General features: G+C 54.0%; 17 protein-coding genes. 11 read left to right on the forward strand and 6 right to left on the reverse strand.

All coding sequences use genetic code 11. The annotated features are described in order from the left end of the window. Positions 1-58 precede the first annotated feature (58 nt). The 3 genes from murQ to yfhb are packed head-to-tail and all read left to right on the forward strand — an operon-like array spanning position 59 to position 2,988. Positions 59-952 carry an N-acetylmuramic acid 6-phosphate etherase gene (murQ, locus tag TU92_RS01740; protein WP_112164333.1) on the forward strand — a complete coding sequence of 298 codons (894 nt, stop codon included), beginning with the start codon at positions 59-61 and terminating at the stop codon, positions 950-952. A gap of 28 nt (positions 953-980) precedes the next feature. Beyond that, entirely contained in the window at positions 981-2,345 is a 1,365-nt protein-coding gene (locus tag TU92_RS01745; protein ID WP_112164334.1) for a PTS transporter subunit EIIC, read from the forward strand. A 4-nt stretch (positions 2,346-2,349) separates the two neighbouring features. Further along, a complete protein-coding gene (yfhb, locus tag TU92_RS01750; protein ID WP_112164251.1) occupies positions 2,350-2,988 on the forward strand; it encodes a phosphatidylglycerophosphatase C in 639 nt (212 codons plus the stop codon). Between the two features lie 106 nt (positions 2,989-3,094). On the opposite strand, the gene yiaY is transcribed toward yfhb, so the two are convergent. Continuing rightward, positions 3,095-4,246 carry an L-threonine dehydrogenase gene (gene yiaY / locus TU92_RS01755; RefSeq protein WP_112164252.1) on the reverse strand — a complete coding sequence of 384 codons (1,152 nt, stop codon included), beginning with the start codon at positions 4,244-4,246 and terminating at the stop codon, positions 3,095-3,097. A 289-nt stretch (positions 4,247-4,535) separates the two neighbouring features. Between yiaY and tadA the strand changes: the two genes are divergently transcribed. Beyond that, positions 4,536-5,087 (forward strand): tRNA adenosine(34) deaminase TadA, encoded by a 552-nt coding sequence (gene tadA, locus TU92_RS01760; RefSeq protein WP_112164253.1) that lies wholly within the window; start codon positions 4,536-4,538, stop codon positions 5,085-5,087. 8 nt (positions 5,088-5,095) lie between these two features. On the opposite strand, the gene mltF is transcribed toward tadA, so the two are convergent. Next, positions 5,096-6,556 (reverse strand): membrane-bound lytic murein transglycosylase MltF, encoded by a 1,461-nt coding sequence (mltF, locus tag TU92_RS01765; protein ID WP_112164254.1) that lies wholly within the window; start codon positions 6,554-6,556, stop codon positions 5,096-5,098. Between the two features lie 278 nt (positions 6,557-6,834). On the opposite strand from mltF, the gene purL reads away from it, so the two are divergent. From purL to TU92_RS01795, 6 genes are all read left to right on the forward strand, one after another. Next, positions 6,835-10,725 (forward strand): phosphoribosylformylglycinamidine synthase, encoded by a 3,891-nt coding sequence (purL, locus tag TU92_RS01770; protein WP_112164255.1) that lies wholly within the window; start codon positions 6,835-6,837, stop codon positions 10,723-10,725. Between the two features lie 279 nt (positions 10,726-11,004). Next, positions 11,005-11,628, forward strand: a complete 624-nt coding sequence (gene pagP, locus TU92_RS01775) for a lipid IV(A) palmitoyltransferase PagP (RefSeq protein ID WP_112164256.1) — start codon at positions 11,005-11,007, stop codon at positions 11,626-11,628. Between the two features lie 354 nt (positions 11,629-11,982). After that, the gene (gene pagP / locus TU92_RS01780) at positions 11,983-12,501 is read left to right on the forward strand and encodes a lipid IV(A) palmitoyltransferase PagP (protein ID WP_167457487.1); all 519 of its coding nucleotides are present in this window, start codon (positions 11,983-11,985) and stop codon (positions 12,499-12,501) included. Positions 12,502-12,674: 173 nt separating this feature from the next. Beyond that, complete coding sequence (gene agp / locus TU92_RS01785) at positions 12,675-13,976, forward strand: bifunctional glucose-1-phosphatase/inositol phosphatase (RefSeq protein ID WP_112164257.1); 1,302 nt, start codon at positions 12,675-12,677, stop codon at positions 13,974-13,976. A gap of 171 nt (positions 13,977-14,147) precedes the next feature. Then, positions 14,148-15,155, forward strand: coding sequence for a fatty acid desaturase (locus tag TU92_RS01790; protein ID WP_112164258.1), 1,008 nt, complete (start codon positions 14,148-14,150; stop codon positions 15,153-15,155). A gap of 15 nt (positions 15,156-15,170) precedes the next feature. After that, positions 15,171-15,968 carry a phosphate/phosphite/phosphonate ABC transporter substrate-binding protein gene (locus TU92_RS01795; RefSeq protein ID WP_208640447.1) on the forward strand — a complete coding sequence of 266 codons (798 nt, stop codon included), beginning with the start codon at positions 15,171-15,173 and terminating at the stop codon, positions 15,966-15,968. A 47-nt stretch (positions 15,969-16,015) separates the two neighbouring features. On the opposite strand, the gene sseA is transcribed toward TU92_RS01795, so the two are convergent. The 3 genes from sseA to TU92_RS01810 all read right to left on the reverse strand — a co-directional run bounded on the left by sseA (position 16,016) and on the right by TU92_RS01810 (position 18,364). Beyond that, entirely contained in the window at positions 16,016-16,861 is an 846-nt protein-coding gene (gene sseA / locus TU92_RS01800) for a 3-mercaptopyruvate sulfurtransferase (protein WP_112164260.1), read from the reverse strand. 32 nt (positions 16,862-16,893) lie between these two features. Next, positions 16,894-17,442 (reverse strand): GNAT family N-acetyltransferase, encoded by a 549-nt coding sequence (locus tag TU92_RS01805; RefSeq protein ID WP_112164261.1) that lies wholly within the window; start codon positions 17,440-17,442, stop codon positions 16,894-16,896. A gap of 130 nt (positions 17,443-17,572) precedes the next feature. Next, positions 17,573-18,364 carry a helix-turn-helix transcriptional regulator gene (locus TU92_RS01810; RefSeq protein WP_112164262.1) on the reverse strand — a complete coding sequence of 264 codons (792 nt, stop codon included), beginning with the start codon at positions 18,362-18,364 and terminating at the stop codon, positions 17,573-17,575. Between the two features lie 139 nt (positions 18,365-18,503). Here TU92_RS01810 and TU92_RS01815 point away from each other — a divergent pair, with 139 nt between their 5' ends. Then, a complete protein-coding gene (locus tag TU92_RS01815; protein ID WP_112164263.1) occupies positions 18,504-19,274 on the forward strand; it encodes a class I SAM-dependent methyltransferase in 771 nt (256 codons plus the stop codon). Between the two features lie 59 nt (positions 19,275-19,333). Here the strand turns inward: TU92_RS01815 and TU92_RS01820 are convergent, their stop codons facing one another. Further along, positions 19,334-20,251: a DUF808 domain-containing protein gene (locus TU92_RS01820; RefSeq protein ID WP_112164264.1), complete on the reverse strand. Its 918-nt coding sequence runs from the start codon at positions 20,249-20,251 to the stop codon at positions 19,334-19,336. Positions 20,252-20,348: the final 97 nt, after the last annotated feature.

The raw sequence follows: 20,348 nt of genomic DNA on the forward strand, positions 1-20,348 counted from the left end.
TCAAGTATTGTGTAATTAATTTGAATTAAAAATTCAGGAGTGTGCAATGAATCAAACGATGAACTTAGGTGCTCTGGTTTCAGAGAGCCGTAACCCGGATACGATGAATCTGGATGAAATGTCTACGTTGGATCTGGTGACCTGCTTTAACCGGGAAGACCGCAAGGTGCCGGAGGCGATCGATAAGGTACTTCCGCAAATCGCCCAGGCTGTCGATAAGGCTGCCGCCTCATTTAAAGCCGGAGGGCGCCTGATTTATCTTGGCGCAGGAACCAGCGGCCGTCTGGGCGTGCTGGATGCATCCGAGTGCCCTCCGACGTTTGGCGTCCCGCACACCATGGTCATTGGCCTGATTGCCGGTGGGCCGGGTGCGATGCTTAAAGCCGTGGAAGGCGCGGAAGACAACGAAGCGCTGGGGGTCGAAGATTTAAAAAATCTCAATCTGACCGCCAAAGATACGGTGGTGGGTCTTGCGGCCAGCGGGCGGACACCTTATGTCATTGGTGCGCTGCGTTACGCTACGCAACTCGGTTGCTCCACCGTCGCGATTTCCTGCAACCCTGATTCGCCGATTGCCCGTGAAGCCAGTATCGCGATTTCGCCGGTCGTCGGTCCGGAAGCGCTGACCGGTTCCACTCGTCTGAAATCCGGCACCGCGCAGAAACTGGTGCTGAATATGATTTCAACCGGCGCGATGGTCAAAACCGGTAAGGTCTATCAGAACCTGATGGTGGATGTGAAAGCGACCAACGTTAAGCTGGTCGATCGCGCCTGCCGCATTGTGGTTGAAGCCACCGGAGCTGCGCGGGAAGCCGCTGAACAGGCTTTGTCAGAAACCGAATTCGAAGTGAAACCGGCGATTCTGATGTTGCTGGCGGGGATCGATGCGCAGCAGGCAATTGCGCGTCTGACAAAACACAATGGATTCCTGCGCGCAGCTCTGGCGGATTAAAGCAAAGGGGATAAGCATGGCGACGGCGATGAACAAAACTCACCTGCTGGCTTCGAAGATCTTGCAGGGTGTGGGCGGTGAAGCAAATATCAGTAAGCTGGAAAACTGCATGACGCGCGTACGCGTGGAAGTGCATGACGACGGGCTTCTGGATCTGGCCAGCCTGAAAACGCTGGAAGGTATAAAGGGCTATCTGAAGCAGGGAGAGCAGCATCAGTTTATTGTCGGTCCGGGTGCGGCGGCAAAAGTCGTGGACGCCATGCGGTTACAGCTCAGCCCGGTGCGCACTGGCTCTGGTGAAAACGACATCGCGCGTAATAAGGCCAATGCGAAAGCCAAATATTCCGCACCAATGAGCGGAGCGCTGCGCAAACTGGCAGATGTCTTTATCCCGCTTATTCCGGCTTTTATCGCCTCTGGCCTGATCATGGGCATCATCAATCTGCTTAAACGGCCTGATATTGCCGGTTCGATTGCGACAGAATATCCGAATATTCTCGGGCTGCTGGCGGTATTCGGCGGTGCAGTGTTTGCCATCATGAATATTCTGGTCGGTGTGAACGCCGCGCGGGTATTCGGTGGTTCGCAGGCGATGGGGGGCGTGATGGCGGGGATCCTCTCGAGCCCGGCGTTGGCGCAAATCACCTTATTCGGGGAAACACTTCAGCCTGGCCGTGGCGGCGTGATTGCCGTGTTGCTGGTCGTTGCGCTGATGTGCTGGCTGGAAAAACGCCTGCGGCAGTGGTTGCCGGAATCCGTTGAGCTGATCCTCAATCCGCTGATCACCACGCTGATTACGGCGACGCTGGCGATCATTATCCTGCAACCGCTCGGCGGACTCATCTCTGACGGTATCGCGCATGGCGTGAATATCGCCATCGACAAAGGCGGTTTGCTGGTCGGCGCTATTCTGGCTGGGGCGTTTTTACCGCTGGTACTCTCAGGTTTACATCAGGGGCTGGTGCCGATCCACGTCGAGCTGATTCAGGCGCACGGTTCCAATCCACTGTTACCGATCCTGGCAATGGCCGGCGTCGGGCAGGTGGGGGCGGCGATTGCGGTCTATATGAAAACCCGCAATGCACGGTTGAAAAAAGTGATTAAAGGCGCCTTGCCAGTCGGCATTTTGGGCATCGGTGAGCCACTGATATTTGGCGTGACATTGCCACTCGGGCGACCTTTTATCGGCGCATGTCTGGGCGGAGCCGTCGGCGGTGCGCTAATCTGTTATTGGAAAGTCGCGACGGTAATCACTTTTGGAATTTCAGGATTGCCGCTGGCGCTGACCATTGTTTCCGGCAAAGTGATGTTGTATCTGGCAGGTTTAGTCATTACGGTATTAGCTGGTTTTATATTTACCTGGATGATGGGGTTCAACGATCCCGAGGAGTAACGGATTGACAACGAAGCCTGACCGACGGGTAGTGTTTTTTGATCTTGATGGCACGCTGCATCAGCAGGATATGTTTGGATCCTTCTTACGTTTCCTGCTTTGGCGTATGCCGCAAAATCTGATTCTGGTGGTGCCTTTACTGCCGCTGATTGGGCTGGGGCTATTCTTTCAGGGGCGCGCGACCCGCTGGCCGATGAGCCTTTTGCTTTGGGCGATCACCTTCGGGCACAGCGAGGCGCGACTCAAGGCACTGGAGTTGCAGTTTGTGAATACATTTCGCCAGAAAGTGGTGGAGTTCCCGGTGGTTCAGCGACGGTTGCGGGAGTATCTCGACAGCGATGATACCGAAGTCTGGCTGATTACCGGGTCGCCGGAAAGTCTGGTGAAGCAGGTGTATCACGAATCGCTGTTTTTACCGCAGGTGAAACTGGTGGGCAGCCGGATTGCGCGGGCTAAAGGCGGCTGGGTTTTACCACTGCGTTGTCTCGGCGAAGAGAAGGTCGTACAGCTGGAAAGCCGCATCGGTTCGCCACTGAAACTCTACAGCGGATACAGCGACAGCAAGCAGGACAACCCGTTGCTGTACTTTTGCGAGCACCGTTTTCGCGTCAGCAAACAGGGTGAGCTACAGCAGCTGGAATGACGTTTCCGGCTCTGCGCCTCGCAAACAGAAAAGGCCGGATTTCCGGCCTTTTCTGTTTTTCTTTCCCCGGCGATCCCGCCAGGGTTAAGAAACTTTCCTGGAAGGGCTACATTGCCGCTTTGAAAATCGCAACAATATCCTGATGTGTCCCCTGAATCGGGTTAGTCAGCGCACAGGCATCGTTCAGCGCGTTGGTGGCCAGCGTATTAAAATCTTCTTCTTTCACATTCAAATCACACAGACCGGCCGGAATACCCACGTCGCCTGACAGCTGGCGGATCGCATCGATACAGGCTTTGGCACCTTGCTCGTCTGTCATACCGGCGACATCAATGTGCATTGCGGCGGCGATGTCTTTAAGACGCGGGCTGGCCACGCGGGCGTTATATTCCTGTACGAACGGAAGCAGCACCGCATTACAGACACCGTGCGGCAGATTGTAGAAACCGCCTAACTGGTGCGCCATCGCGTGAACATACCCGAGTGACGCGTTATTAAACGCCATCCCGGCCAGGAACTGTGCGTAGGCCATGTTTTCACGCGCTGGCATGTTGGCGCCATCGTTGACGGCGGTGCGCAGCGAATCGGCAATCATGGTGACCGCTTTCAGCGCACAGGCATCGGTGATCGGATTCGCGGCGCTGGACACATAGGCTTCAATCGCGTGCGTTAATGCGTCCATACCGGTTGCGGCAGTCAGCCCTTTTGGCATTCCAGCCATCAGATGCGGATCGTTGACGGACATCAGCGGCGTCACATTCTTATCGACGATGGCCATTTTGATATGACGTGCTTCATCCGTGATAATGCAAAAGCGGGTCATTTCGGATGCTGTACCGGCGGTGGTGTTAATGGAGATCAGCGGCAACTGTGGTTTAGCAGAACGGTCAACGCCTTCGTAATCTTTGATGTCGCCGCCGTTAGTGGCGAGCAGGGCGATCCCTTTTGCGCAGTCGTGCGGTGAACCCCCACCGAGGGAAATCACGCAATCACAGGCATCACGTTGCAGAATTTCCAAACCTTCACGCACATTGCGGGTGGTCGGGTTGGGATGTGTTCCGTGGTAGATGCTGCTTTGCACATCGCTTTGCGCCAGTAATTCCTGAACCTGTTTTACGACGCCGATATCGAACAGCACTTTATCGGTAACGATCAGCGCGTGGTGGAAACCGTGCTGTGCGATGGCAGACGCTGCATCGTGGAGTGCGCCTGAACCAATTACGTTGACAGAAGGGATGAAGAAAGTTGCGGTAGCCATAATGTATTTCCTTATTGTTAATTCTTATGAGGTACAAATAAAGCTTATGATTGTTACCGGTAACACCGATTGATCTACCGCAATAATTTCTGCTTTTGGTGGGTAATAAATAAATTACCTTTATGAATTACAAGGTTATTGTCTCCGGTTTTGATTTCATGGAGACAAATTCATTGATAAATATCCATGAGGTAAACTGTTCAATCATTGCTGTGAATAGTTTTCTTTGACACGTCCCGCCGACGTGCGCGAGCTACCCGAAGAAAGGTATAATGATGGCCGGTTTAAAATGATTGAGGTTGAAGTGGCAGAGGTTGAGTTGGCAGAAGTAAAAGATGATGAGTTCTGGATGCACCATGCCATGAATCTGGCACTTAAAGCACAGGATGAAGGTGAAGTGCCCGTAGGTGCCGTGCTGGTTTTAGATAATCAGGTCATTGGCGAGGGCTGGAACCGTTCCATCGGTCGTCACGATCCCACCGCACATGCCGAAATTATGGCGCTGCGGCAGGGCGGCAAGGTGGTACAAAACTATCGCCTGATTGACGCCACGCTGTATGTCACGCTGGAGCCTTGTGTGATGTGTGCGGGCGCGATGATCCACAGCCGGATCCGCCGCGTAGTGTATGGTGCCGCAGACGCCAAAACCGGGGCTGCCGGTTCCCTGATCGATGTGTTGCGCCATCCGGGCATGAATCATCAGGTAGAAATCACATCCGGCATAATGGCCGATGCCTGTTCGGAACAGCTGAGCGCATTCTTCCGTTATCGTCGCAGTCAGAAAAAAGCGCTGCGGCTGGCGCAACGCGTTGCTGAAAATGGCGCACCGCCGGAAGAATGATCACAGGATTATTCCTCCAGCGCTTCCTTCGTATCCACCACCGGATAGCCCTGGCCTAACTGAGCTTGCAACGCTGCCTGTTGCGCCTGTTTTTTCTCTCTTTCCATCAGATACCCCACCAGACTGAGCTGATAGCGACGGATGTTTTCGACGTAATTGTAGGCCTGAGTCCCACGCGCATAGCCGTAGGTTGTGCGGCCGATATAACGTTTTTGATTCAGCATCGGCAACCGCTGTTTTACATCCGCCCAGCTGTCGGGGTTGGCTTTCTGCTGCGCCGTCAGCTTACGGGCATCCAGCATGTGGCCGTAACCCATGTTATACGCGGCAAGGGCAAACCAGATTTTCTCATCCTGCGGAATGGTTTCCGGCATCTTTTCCATCAGCCTCGATAGATAGAGCGCACCGCCGCGAATACTTTGCTCTGCATCGGTTCTGTCATCCACGTCCAGCCCGGATGCCGTTGCACGGGTTAACATCATCACGCCACGCACGCCGGTCGGTGATTTGGCCTGTGGATCCCAATGTGATTCCTGATAAGCAATAGCAGCCAGCAACCGCCAGTCGATGTCCTGTGCGTACTTTTCAAACAGCGGCTGCAGATCCGGCAGCGTTTTGTCGATGGCATTGAGGAAGGTGCGAGTATCGACGTAATCGAAGTCGCCTACGTGGCCGAGGTATTTTTCCTCGAGTTTCTCCAGCGTACCGTCGTCGGCAATCTGGCTGAAAAAATCCAGCATGGCGGCGGAGAGGCTGTCATCGTCCGGCTGCTTGCGGTAATACCAGGTGACGGGTTCATCTTCGGTGACGTCGAAGGCAACGGCCAGACGCGGATACACACGCTGCATCAGTGCAATAGTCACGGAATCGCCCAGAGTGTAATCCAGCGTGCCGTTTTCCACCTGTTGCAGCAGGTCGCGCGGCGACATCTTGTCTGTGGTGCTCCACGTCAGGTTAGGGAATTTTTTGCCCGCGGCTTCGAGCGTCGCAATATGCGCGGTGCCAGCGGAAACCATGAGCGTGCCTTTAATGTCGGCGAAGCTTTTCGGGCGTGCGGCACCCTGCCGGTAAACCAGCTGCTGCGAAATGGAATAGTATTCTGGCCCGGCCCGGTAGTTTTTCAGCCGTTCATTGTTGTAAACCAGACCCGATGCCAGCATGTCGGCTTTATCGTGGTCCAGCTCACTGAACATGGCGTCAACGGTGGTGTGCTGAGAGACGACCAGCGTCACGCCCAGATAATCTGCAAAGCGTTTCGCCAGCTCGTAATCGAAGCCGAGATTACCTTCCGGGGAGTCCATAAAAGTCAGTGGAGAATTGAGCGTGCTGACGCGCAATTCTCCACGGGATTTTATTTGATCCAACTGGTCGCCATCACCCCTGTGCCACGGCACGGCAGGCCATAAGGCCAGCGCCAGCAACAGGGCGGCAATCCCCATCAGGACATAATTAATTTTTAGTCGCGTCAAATAGTTATCTCGCTGCGGCGCTCTTGTTTTTATACGATATGCTGTGCAGTTAGTATGGTTATATCCCCAGTGCTGACGCATTTTGCTCAACAAAACGGCAGTCTGCAACTTTATTCATAATGCCCGCACAAAATGTCCGCCTATAAATGAATATCAATATTCCCTGCGCAAACGGTTTCGTCGGGCGATGGCTTTCTTTATAATAGGCCGCGTTTTCCCCCTGTTGCGCCCAATGAAGCACTGTGGTCAGTGTCTTCGAAGACGAGAGATCTGTGATTATGGAAATACTGCGTGGTTCGCCCGCTTTGTCGGCTTTTCGCATTAACAAATTGTTGTCCCGCTGTCAGGATGCCCACCTTCCGGTCAGCGATGTCTACGCCGAATATGTACACTTTGCCGATGTCAGCGCACCGCTGAGTTCGGACGAACAAACCAAGTTACAACGCCTCCTGAAATACGGTCCTTCTCTCGCTGAACACGCTCCAACTGGCCGCTTACTGCTGGTCACTCCACGTCCCGGCACCATTTCTCCGTGGTCTTCCAAAGCCACTGACATCGCTCACAACTGCGGTTTATCTCAGGTGCTGCGTCTGGAGCGCGGTCTGGCATTCTACGTACAGGCACCGCAACTGACCGACGCGCAATGGGCACAGCTGGGCGCATTGCTGCATGACCGGATGATGGAAACCCTCTTCGGTAAGCTGGAAGACGCCAGCGCTTTGTTCGCACAACATCAGCCCGCGCCGGTACAGCATGTAGATATTCTTGGCGAAGGTCGCAGCGCGCTGGAAAGCGCCAACACCAAACTGGGTCTGGCGCTGGCGCAGGACGAAATTGACTACCTGATGGAAGCCTTTACGTCGTTGGGGCGCAACCCGACTGACATCGAACTCTATATGTTCGCGCAGGCTAACTCCGAACACTGCCGCCACAAAATCTTCAACGCTGACTGGGTTATCGACGGCGAAACGCAGCCGAAATCCCTGTTTAAGATGATCAAAAATACCTTCGAACAGACGCCGGACTACGTGCTTTCTGCGTATAAAGATAACGCCGCTGTGATGGAAGGTTCGCAGGTTGGCCGTTTTTACGCCGATGCGAAAGACGGTCTGTACGATTTCCATCAGGAGCAGGCGCATATCCTGATGAAGGTCGAGACCCACAATCACCCGACGGCAATTTCTCCGTGGCCGGGCGCGGCAACGGGATCCGGTGGTGAAATCCGTGACGAAGGCGCAACCGGTCGCGGGGCAAAACCAAAAGCGGGTCTGGTCGGTTTCTCCGTTTCTAACCTGCGAATTCCGGGCTTTGAACAGCCGTGGGAAGAAGATTTCGGTAAGCCGGATCGCATCGTTACCGCGCTCGATATCATGACCGACGGTCCGCTGGGCGGCGCAGCGTTCAACAATGAATTTGGTCGCCCGGCGCTGTTGGGCTACTTCCGTACTTACGAAGAAAACGTCAACAGCCACAACGGCCCGGAGCTGCGCGGTTACCACAAACCGATCATGCTGGCGGGAGGCATTGGTAACATCCGTGCCGATCACGTGCAAAAAGGCGAGATCACCGTTGGTGCGAAGTTGATTGTCCTCGGCGGTCCTGCGATGAATATCGGTCTGGGCGGCGGTGCGGCTTCTTCTATGGCCTCTGGCCAGTCCGATGCTGATCTGGATTTTGCTTCCGTACAGCGCGATAACCCGGAAATGGAACGTCGCTGCCAGGAAGTCATCGATCGCTGCTGGCAGCTCGGTGAAGACAACCCGATTCTGTTCATCCATGACGTCGGCGCGGGCGGCTTATCCAACGCCATGCCGGAACTGGTAAGCGACGGCAACCGTGGCGGCCGCTTCCAGTTGCGCGATATCCTCAACGACGAGCCGGGCATGAGCCCGCTGGAAGTCTGGTGTAACGAATCTCAGGAACGTTACGTGATGGCGGTCGCACCTGCTCAGCTCGAACAGTTCGATGCCATCTGTAAACGCGAGCGCGCGCCTTACGCCGTGATCGGCGAAGCGACAGAAGAAATGCACTTGTCTCTGGAAGACAACCATTTCGACAACCAGCCGATTGATATGCCGCTGGACGTGCTGCTCGGCAAAACGCCGAAAATGACCCGTGACGTCACGACGCTGAAAGCGAACGGTGATGACCTTAACGCGGAAAATATTCAGATCGCTGAAGCAGTAAAACGCGTGATGCATCTGCCTGCGGTGGCAGAGAAAACTTTCCTGATCACTATCGGCGACCGTACGGTTACCGGCATGGTTGCGCGTGATCAGATGGTCGGCCCGTGGCAGATCCCTGTCGCTGACTGCGCCGTCACCACTGCCAGCCTCGACAGCTATTATGGCGAAGCGATGTCTCTGGGCGAACGTGCACCGATTGCGCTGCTGGACTTCGCCGCTTCCGGGCGCATGGCCGTCGGCGAAGCGCTGACCAACATCGCGGCGGTGGAAATTGGCAGCCTCAAGCGCGTGAAGCTTTCTGCTAACTGGATGTCAGCGGCCGGTCATCCGGGCGAAGATGCCGGTCTGTACGCGGCGGTGAAAGCCGTGGGTGAAGAGCTTTGTCCGGCGCTGGGTATCACCATACCTGTGGGCAAAGACTCTATGTCGATGAAAACCCGCTGGCAGGAAGGCAACGAACAACGCGAGATGACGTCACCGCTGTCCCTGGTTATCACCGCGTTTGCCCGCGTCGAAGACGTGCGTCATACCGTGACGCCACAGCTGCGCACGGATAAAGGCGATACCGCGCTGCTGCTGGTGGATCTGGGTGCCGGTCATAATGCGCTGGGTGCAACGGCGCTGGCACAGGTTTATCGTCAGTTGGGTAATACCCCTGCTGACGTGCGCAGTGCAGAACAGCTCGGTGGCTTCTTCAATGCTATGCAGGCGCTGGTCTCTGAGCAGAAACTGCTGGCTTACCATGACCGTTCCGACGGCGGTTTGCTGGTCACGCTCGCCGAGATGGCCTTTGCTGGTCATTGCGGCCTGACGGCGGATATCGCTGCACTCGGCAATGACGCGCTGGCGGCCTTGTTCAATGAGGAGCTGGGTGCGGTGATTCAGGTTCGCGCAGAGGACCGTGATGCCGTTGAGCAGACGCTGGCGAAATTTGGCCTGGCGGATTGCACGCATTACCTCGGTACAGTGGAAACCGGCGACCGTTTCATCATCACTCATGGCGACAAACCGGTGTACAGCGAAAGCCGCACCACGTTGCGTACCTGGTGGGCGGAAACCACCTGGCAGATGCAGCGTCTGCGTGATAACCCGGAATGTGCCGATCAGGAACATCAGGCCAAAACGCACGATCTCGATCCGGGTCTGAACGTCAAACTGACGTTCGCACCTGACGAAGACGTTGCTGCGCCTTACATCGCCAAAGGTGCGCGTCCGAAAGTCGCGGTGCTGCGTGAGCAGGGTGTGAACTCTCACGTGGAAATGGCAGCCGCCTTCCACCGCGCAGGTTTCGACGCAGTAGACGTCCACATGAGTGATCTGCTGGCCGGTCGCCGTGATTTGCAGGATTTCCACACGCTGGTAGCGTGCGGCGGGTTCTCCTACGGTGACGTGCTGGGCGCAGGTGAAGGCTGGGCGAAGTCTGTCCTGTTCAACGACCGCGTGCGTGAAGAGTTCGCCGAGTTCTTCCATCGTCCGCAAACACTGGCGCTGGGCGTGTGTAACGGCTGTCAGATGATGTCCAACCTGAAAGAGCTGATTCCGGGCGCAGAACACTGGCCACGCTTTGTGCGTAACCTGTCTGACCGCTTCGAAGCGCGCTTCAGTCTGGTAGAAGTGACCGCCAGCCCGTCGATGTTCATGCAGGGCATGGCCGGTTCACGTATGCCAATTGCGGTTTCACACGGCGAAGGCCATGTGGAAGTGCGAGACGCTGCGCATCTGGCACAGATTGAGCACAGCAATCTGGTGGCGCTACGCTTTGTGGATAACCACGGTCAGGTGACGGAAAACTATCCGGCGAATCCGAACGGTTCACCGAACGGGATTACTGCAGTCACAAACCTGTCAGGTCGCGTTACCGTAATGATGCCGCATCCTGAGCGAGTCTTCCGTACCGTCAGTAACTCCTGGCACCCGGAAGAGTGGGGCGAAGATAGCCCGTGGATGCGTATGTTCCGTAATGCGCGTAAACAGTTGGGCTGATACGCCAAATTGCGTCAGTAATAAAAATCCGCAGCGCGAAAGCCCTGCGGTTTTTTTATATCTGCACGCCACAAAATATGTGGCCTTGAGAAGTCAGATCCCCTAAATGTAAATTAATGTTTCAGTATTTTTTTGTGCGACAATTCATAACCTATTGTTTTTAAATGTTTATAAAAAATCACATCTGCATTGTTTATGATTACTTAATGCATGATTCAATATTTATATAGTTTTTACATTATATGATGCCCCGGTCAAATTAACAGGGCGTTCATTTCAATGAAAAATATCCGTTTATTAAATCTAAGCGCAATATTCTCTTTTTCAATTTATGCTGCTTTTTTACTTACCGCTAACCCTGCGCAGGCAGAGGAAAGTGTGATAGTTCCGCAAACTCAAACTGTTTCTGAACAGGGTAATAACGAAAGTTTATGGTCTGCATATAAAAATAATATTGCGGAAACCTGGAATGCTCCGCAGCACCAGGATCTCTTTCTGCCCGTATTAACACGCCACAATCGTCATACTCACAGTGAAAAACAAATTGATGGATATAACGAACATCCATGGGGCGGGGGTTACGGTGTTTCTCGCTATGATAAAAAAGGAAACTGGCATGCGCTTTATGCTATGGCGTTTAAAGACTCCTTTAATAAATGGGAACCCGTTGCCGGTTATGGTTATGAAAAGATATGGCAACCCCTGAATGATAAAGAATTCCGTTTAGGCGCCGGATATATTACTGCCGTCTCGGCGCGTGATAATTATGATTACGTTCCTTTCCCGATGGTTCTGCCTCTGGTTTCAGCAGGCTATTCCCGGCTGACGTTCCAGGCAACTTACGTGCCAGGCGCCAACAGCAAAGGTAATGTACTTTTTGGCTGGTTCCGCTTTCAGTTTTGATAATTAATTTAATTACTTTAGTTTAATAATAGGATAATTCTCGCAGCCTCTCTGCGGATATTCTGAGTGTTCTGGGGATTCTAGGTGGTAATTGTATAAACAGAATCTAAATCATTTAAGGATAATTCTGATAATACATAATTTAAACGCTTTAAATTCATTAGATTAACGGCAATAAGGTTTTTTCGTTATACCTACGTTTACTTTATTGAGCCAGGCTTTGTTTATGATACTACCTCAATGCAGGGAGTTATTATGAAAATGCTAATCAATAAAGTCATAGCTGGTTTCATTGTGGTGGTGACATTAGGGTTAAGTTCGCCAGTCTGGGCATCCAATAGCGGGCTGGACCCGATGAACACCCCCAATAAAGATGGCACGCAGTCCATTTTTCCGCAGATGTGGGATACTTTCAAAGATAACGTGTCCAGCACCTGGAACGATTCTGATTCCCAGGACCTCTATCTGCCGGTCATTACCTGGCACAACCGCCTGGCTTATGACAAAGAAAAAACTGACAGATATAACGAACGTCCGTGGGGCGGAGGTTATGGTATTTCCCGATATGATGAGAAAGGAAACTGGAACGGCATCTATTTTATGGCGTTTAAAGACTCACATAATAAATGGCAACCGATCGGGGGTTATGGCTGGGAAAAAATATGGCAGCCAATGAATGATAAAGATTTTCGTTTAGGATTAGGTTATACGGCGGCGGTCACTGCGCGAGATGACTATAAATATATTCCTATTCCGATCGTATTACCGCTGGCTTCGGTTGGCTATGACAAACTCACTTTTCAGGCGACCTATATTCCCGGTACTCACAACAATGGCAACGTGTTCTTTGCCTGGCTGCGTTATCAGTTCTGAATCAGTTTCTTTGTGACTGAACAAAGCCCCGGACGCAGGTTGTGAACCTGATCCCCCACTTCTGGTGAATATTCCACTATGCTAGAAATTCATCGCAGGAATCAATCTGTTGGATCCTGCGGTGATTTTTTATTTCAGGGAATCTACAAAACTATTCATCAAGAGGATCACTCGTGAAAAAAGCATCCCGTTTTCTTGCATTGTCTGCACTTGCCTGCGTTTTGCCGCTCTCTGTGCCTGTCGCTCAGGCCGCTCAGTCCGATAATTTAGAACTGCAACAGGTGCTGGTGCTTAGCCGCCACGGTATCCGTGCGCCGCTGGTCAATTATGGTGATGTGCTGGCGGAATCCACCACGCATACCTGGCCTGTCTGGAAAACTGAAGGCGGCTTGCTGACGCCAAAAGGCGGTCAGGTTTCCGAGCATATGGGACATTATTTCCGCGCCTGGCTGGCGAAAGACAAACTGCTGCCTGCCGCCGGATGTCCTGCAAACGCGCAAGTCTTCACTTACGCCAACAGTTTGCCGCGCACCATTGATACCGCGAAACACTTTACGACCGGCGCTTTCCCCGGCTGTGATGTGGCGGTCATCAACCGCGTGGAAATCGGTAAAATGGATCCGGTCTTTAACCCCATTATTACTGCCGAAGTGAACGAAACCTTCAAAACCAGCGCGCTGAATTCTGTTAATCAGCATGCGGGTGAGGGCGGTCTGGCGGGGTTGAATCAGCGTCTGAAACCCAATTACCAACTGCTGGAAAGTATTCTCGATTACAAAAACAGCAAAATCTGTAAAGAGAAACAACAGTGCGATCTGGCATCTCAGCCGTCGGATGTCGTGCTGACGCAGGGCAAAGAGCCGGGTATTACCGGGCCTCTGCGCATGGCGACCGGTGCGACCGACGCGTTCATGTTGCAGTATTACGAAGGTTTCCCGATGAAAGACATCGCATGGGGAAAAATCAGTACGCCTGAACAATGGACGAAGCTGGAAACTATCAAAAATCTGTATCACGAGACCCTTTTCGGCTCGCCAGCGATTGCGGCGAACGCGGCTAAACCGTTGCTCACCTTTATTGCCGGCTCACTGGATCCAAAACTGGCGAATACCGCTGACGAAAAAGCGGCACAGCAGTCAAAACTGGCCGTGCTGGTCGGGCATGATTCGAATATCGCCTCGCTGCTCGCCGCGCTGAAAACGCAGGACTACACCTTACCGGGTCAGTACGAACGTACGCCAATCAGCGGCACCGTTGTTTTCCAGCGCTGGCATGACAAAAAAGCCAATAAAGATTTGATGAAGATCGAATACATTTATCCGACCGCGAAGCAAATCCGTAACAATGTTGCGCTGAGTATCAAAAATCCTCCTGAGCGTGTGACGCTGCAAATCGAAGGCTGTGCCGTCGATAAACAGGGGTTCTGCCCGATGGACGAATTCACTCAGGCTGTGCAGAAAGATCTGCAAGGTTAAGCTGAGTTATAAGACGTCTCCAGCCCGCTCCGGCGGGCTTTTTTACGCCTGAACTGTGCCGCAGGTCTTTAGCGCTGAACTGGCAATAGAATGCATTTTAAGTCAGTTCGCCGAAGTGCCGGGATGCGGGATAATTTGCCGAAGCCTTTATCATCAGCAGCGCGGAAAATTATGGCGTCGACCTCCTTTTACCTCAGCGCCCGACAGCGGGCGGATATCGTGGCCCGTTCCCGCCGCATCCTGTGGCGGCTGGAATTACCAACCTGGGCGCTTATCGTTGCCGTCTACAGCGGCTGGTTTGCCGTCGTCATGTTCTGGACGTCGCTCGGCGTGTGGATCGGCACGCCGCTGCTGATTTGGTTCACCACATGGTACATGTCGCTGCAACATGAACTTATTCACGGCCACCCGACCCGCAAACCCTGGTTTAATCAGCTGATGGGCACGCTGCCGCTGGCGGTCTGGTATCCGTACGGCCTGTATCGCGATACCCATTTGCAGCATCACGTTAATGAACATCTCACGCTGCCCGGCGACGATCCCGAAGGCTATTACTTCAGCCGCAACAGCTGGGAAACGCTTTCACCGGCAATGAAAGCGCTGGTTCGATTACGCAATACCCTGCCGGGCAGAATGCTGCTCGGCCCGCTGCTGGATATTTGCAGCACGCTGACCGGCGCATTCACGGCGGTGTTTCGTGGCGACTGGCGGGCGGTCACGATGTGGCTGACGCACGGTATTTTGCTGGCGGGATTGCTGTACTGGATGGCACAGCGCGGTTTATCGCCTGCCTTTTTTATTCTGGCGGTGAGTTATCCGGCGCTCAGCCTGACGAAAGTCCGCTCTTTCTTCGAACACCGTGCCGAACATGCGCCCGAGGCGCGATCCACCCTGAACGAAGCCGGTCTGGTGTGGCGGATCTTGTTCCTGAACCTGAATTACCATCTGGTGCATCACGATCTGCCTGGCGTCCCGTGGTTTGCATTGCGTCAGGTGTATGCCGCCGATCGTGAGGCATACATTGCGCGAAGCGAAGGTTTTGTGGTGAAAGGTTACCGGCAGTGGTTTCGCGATCACTCGAGGTCTCCGGTCGCCGTCGAAAGTCATCCTTTTGCGCCTGAGGGAGTGCCAGCGCAACCGTCGCGCAGCGACTATGATTATCAGCAGGACACCCCCTGACGGAGTCGCCAAATCATGCTGATGTCTTTACCGATGTACGCCATCTCCCCGCCTGACGTTGAGGCGTTCGCCAGCGTGTTGCGTGACAAGCTCCGCCGACTCGGCCTGCACGATACGCCTGACTCTCTGAGCTGGCCGCAGACGTTGCTGGCGCACTGGCAACGACCGGATTTACTGCTCAGTCAGACCTGCGGATTCCCGCTGGTGGAAAGCCTGCCGCAGGTGCAGCTGGTGGGATTATTCAGCTACCGCGCTCCCGGCTGTGACGGGTTCCGTTACCGCAGCTTTTTAGTTGTGCGTGAGGAGGATAAAGGGCGGTATCTGGCCGATTTCCGCCACCGACGTCTGGCGTTCAACAGCACCGATTCTCAGTCCGGTTATAACAGCCTGCGCGCACTGGTGGCTCCGCTGGCCGACGCAGGGCGATTTTTTTCTGAAGCCTCAGCAACGGGCAGCCACCGCGAATCCCTTCATTTTATTCAGCAGAGTAAAGCCGATATTGCGGCGGTGGATTGCGTGACGATGGAATTGCTCAAACGCGCAGAACCTGAAACCCTCACCGGCCTGGTCGTTATCGGCCAAACTGCCGCCGTGCCCGGTTTACCGCTGATCACATCAGCACAAACCTCACCGGAACAGCTGGCGATTTTACGACAGGCATTGCATGAAATCGCGCACGAACCCGTCAGCGAGCCGTTACTGATCGAAGAGTTCACCGAAGTGCCGCGACTGGCCTACGGCGTGATCGCGCTAATGAAAGAGATCGCGCAGTCGTTCGGCGTCAGTGAACTGACCCTGCAAAAAACGGCATAAAAAAACCGGGCTTCTCAGCCCGGTTTTTAATTTCTCACACCATATTTTCAGTGCGTTTCGATAGGGAAATCTTCGTTCACGTCACCCCATTCTGCCCACGAACCGTCGTACAGTGCGACATCTTTCACGCCCAGCGCGTCCAGCCCGAAAGCCAGTGCCGCGGCGGTTACGCCCGAGCCACAGCTGGTGATCACCGGTTTATTCAGATCCACGCCCAGCTTTTCGAACGTTGCTTTCAGGGCTTGTGGCGCTTTCAGATGACCGTCCTGCGTCAGCTCGGTAAAAGGCACGCTAAGGCTGCCCGGAATATGGCCGCCGTGCAAACCTGGACGCGGCTCCGGCGCTTCGGCTTTAAAGCGCGCCAGCGAGCGGGCATCGATGATTTGCACTTTGCCCAGTGATTCTTTGACCTGCTGTGCCGAAACGACCACCGGACGCACAAGTTTGGCGTTGAACGTTGAAGGCACGCGGGTGTGTTCACCGCTTTGTGTCGGCTTACCTTCGGCAATCCATGCGTTAAGGCCACCGTCCAGCACGCGGACGCTTTTCGCGCCGAAACTGGTCAGCATCCACCATACGCGCGGCGCAGAGAATAAATCGCCTTCATCGTAAAGCACGATAGTTTGCGTGTCGGCCACGCCGAGACGGCTCATTGACGCAGCAAATTCTTCGGCTGTCGGCATCATATGCGGCAGGCCGGTAGTACAGTCGGAAATGCTGTCGACTTCCACATAGATTGCATTGGGGATATGCGCTTCAAGATATTTGGCATGAAAATCAATCGGCGGGGTGATGCCCGGCTTGGATTTCCGACAATCGATAATGACCACGTCCGGTGAATTCAGATTCTTCGCCAGCCAGTCGGTAGATACGGTATGGGTAGAAAAAGTCATGTTCTGTGCCTTATCTTTTTTGTGAAGCCAGCTCAGAGATCGCCCGGGATCAGGGAATAGACCCAGGCGTCGCGCGGCTGACCGTGATAATAAAGACGATTGCGATGCAGGCCCTCGGAAGTGGCACCCGCTTTCTCCGCGACGCGGCGGCTGCGGACGTTGCTTTCCATCGCCACAATTTCCAGCCGCGTGAGTTCAAGTTCGGTAAAAGCAAAACGGACCGCCGCTCTGACTGCCAGCGTCGCCAGACTCCGGCCTGTATATCCGGTACGGATCCAATATCCGACATTGGCGAACTTATATTCCTGCACGATGCGGTTAATGCCCACGCTGCCAATCAGCTCACCGCTGGCGCGATCGAACAGACAGAAATTGAATTCTGCGCCGCGATGGCGTTTTTGCTCGCTGTCGGTCAGATACTTGCGGCTGTCCTCCAGCGTGTATTTTTCGGTGCACCAGGTTTCCCATGCGCCAATTTCTTTTACTGAGGCCTGAACGGCTGCAAAGTGCAGCACGGCCTCCAGTTCGTTTGCAGCACGGATTTCGATTTCTTCGTCCTGATAAATCTGGCGTGTCATCATGATTATCATCCGTCAGTGTAGAAATGATTCGGAAAAGCAATCAAATCAGCCTCACACATACAGCATCAATATGTCAATTGGCGGCAAGGGCAATTAAGTGTGAAAAAACAGCGCTGTCTGGCTTGCGGTCTTACTCCTGCGGGACCAGCATCACCAGCTTGCAGTCGGCATATCCCGCCGGGAAAAATGTCTGCTGAAGGTAACTTTTTTCACCTTCCGCCGGATGATTAAAGCGCCGTTCACCTCCCTCCCGCGACAAAACTTCCTGCTGCGTCCACCACTGATTGAAGTCTGTGCTGCGTTCGCGCAGGCTGATAACGGTCTCCCGAACCGCATCCGAATGCGCATAGTGGCTGGTTTCGGCGCGAAATTCTGCGACCACGCGCTTGGCGCGTTCAGCCCAGTTAGTCACCAGTTTACGCGCCAGCGGATGCAGAAACATGAAGTCGAGCAGATTGGGTTGCGGATCACCCCCCAGCCAGCCGCTGAACAACGCTTCGGCCTGAGCATTCCACGCCAGTACGTTCCAGCAGCTGTCGAGCAGATAAGCAGGGCAGGTGAACTGATTCACGCAGTTTTTCAGGCTGACGTCCGGTGCGCCGGAAATGTGCACAGCCTGCGGATCTTTCACCGCCGCTAAGCTGAACAGATACTCGCGCGCGGCCGGTTCCATCCGCAAGGCGTTAGCGAGATTATCGAGCGTAGCCGCGGAAATAGACACATCACGCCCCTGTTCAATCCATGTGTACCAGGTGGCGCTGATGCCACTGATTTGCGCCAGCTCCTCACGCCGCAGGCCGCTGGTTCTGCGGCGCGATGACCCTGGCAGCCCGACCATTTCCGGCGTAACCCGCTCACGGTGGGTACGTAAAAAAAGCCCCAGTGCCTTCGGGCCGGTGAGTGACTCTGCGTTATCTATCATTCTTATCTCTCAGACTGGGAGTAACTGATACCAGTATAAACGCTCATATTGTACCCGTATAGAACAATGCCTATAGTGATTTTGAGGTCATTTGAAACCCGCATTTATCCCCATAAAAACAAGACAGGCAGGAGCAATGATGAACATGAAAAATACTCACAGTCAGGCGGTTGATAAGCAGTTTGGTTCGCAGGCACAGGATTATCTGACCAGCGCCGTTCATTCACAGGGCGCGGATTTGAAGCGGCTGGCAACCCTGCTGGCACCGCATAAAGAGGCGCAGGTTATCGATCTGGGCTGCGGTGCAGGACACGCCAGCTTTGTGGCGGCGGGCGTGGTGAAAAGCGTGATTGCCTATGATTTGTCCGCGCAAATGCTGGCGGTGGTGGCGCAGGCGGCGAAGGACAAACACCTGGATAACATCCGCGTACAGCAGGGCGTAGCGGAATCACTGCCGTTTGCCGACAATAGCGCCGACGTCATTATCAGCCGCTATTCCGCGCACCACTGGCACGATGTTGGGCAGGCGTTGCGCGAAGTGGCTCGTGTGCTGAAGCCGGGCGGGAAATTCATCATGATGGACGTGGTGTCGCCGGGACATCCGCTGCTGGATATCTATCTGCAAACCATCGAGGTGTTACGCGATACGTCGCATGTGCGTAACTATTCGCCGGGCGAATGGCTGAATATGTCATCAGAGGCCGGGTTGATTACCCGCGAGGTCACCACCGACCGCCTGTCGCTGGAGTTCACCAGCTGGATCGCACGCATGCGCACACCGGAACATTTCTCCGTGGCGATCCGCGAGTTGCAAAAAGTGATGTCAGACGATGTCGTGCAGCATTTCGAGATCCAGCCCGACGGTTCTTTCACCAGCGACATTATGATGCTGGTGGCGTCAAAGAACTGAACGAATTGAAGAGGGTGAATGGCGCCCTTCTGTAAAAGGAGGGCGCAAAACGGCAGTTTTTATTTCTTCCCAAACATCTTTTGCCCAAGCAGCACTGCACCCAGAACAGCAGCGCCGACCACCAGGCCTACACCCAAATCGGTAGCGCCGGTGATCAGCGTATTCACCCAGCCCTGATGGCCGTGGGTGAATTTTTCAAGCAGGCTGTGCATGAAAGGCAGGCCATGGCTGATAATGCTGCCACCGACCAGGAACATAGCAATCGTGCCGACGACCGACAGCGTTTTCATCAGCCATGGCGCAAGATTCACAATGCCACGGCCAAACGCACGTACGCCGTTCATGACGCTGCTCTCACCGGAGAGTTTGCTCAGATACAAACCTGCATCGTCGATTTTTACAATCGCGCCCACCAGTCCGTATACGCCGATGGTCATGGCGACAGCAATCAGCACCATGACGGTGACCTGATTGAGGAACGGGGCAGCGGATACGATACCGAGAGAAATCACGATAATTTCAGCCGAAAGAATGAAGTCGGTGCGCACTGCGCCTTTTACTTTTTCTTTTTCGAGTTTTTTCGCATCAGCTTCGGTTTTTACCTGTTCCGTTGCCGGTTTTTCTTCTTCCTGATGTTTGCCGGGCATCAGTTTGTGCGCGACTTTCTCAAACCCTTCATAACATAAGTACGCACCGCCAATCATCAGCAGCGGCGTGATAGCCCACGGAATGAAGGCACTGATCAGCAGCGCCAGCGGCACCAGTATGGCTTTGTTTAACATCGAGCCTTTCGCCACGGCCCAGACGATCGGTAATTCCCTGTCGGCTTTTACGCCCGTGACCTGTTGTGCGTTCAGCGCTAAATCGTCTCCGAGCACGCTGGCGGTTTTTTTTGCCGCCACTTTGCTCATTGCGGCCACGTCATCGAGAATCGATGCGATATCATCGATTAAGGCCAGAAGGCTACCACCCGCCATAATTTATGCTCCCCATAAAAACGTCCTTAGTATCATTGTTTAAATGAGCTCCCGCCCGCGCGGAAGCCCGAATCTGCGACCCTGACTGTGCAGGTGA

Source organism: Rahnella inusitata (genome assembly GCF_003263515.1).
Taxonomy (GTDB): domain Bacteria; phylum Pseudomonadota; class Gammaproteobacteria; order Enterobacterales; family Enterobacteriaceae; genus Rahnella; species Rahnella inusitata.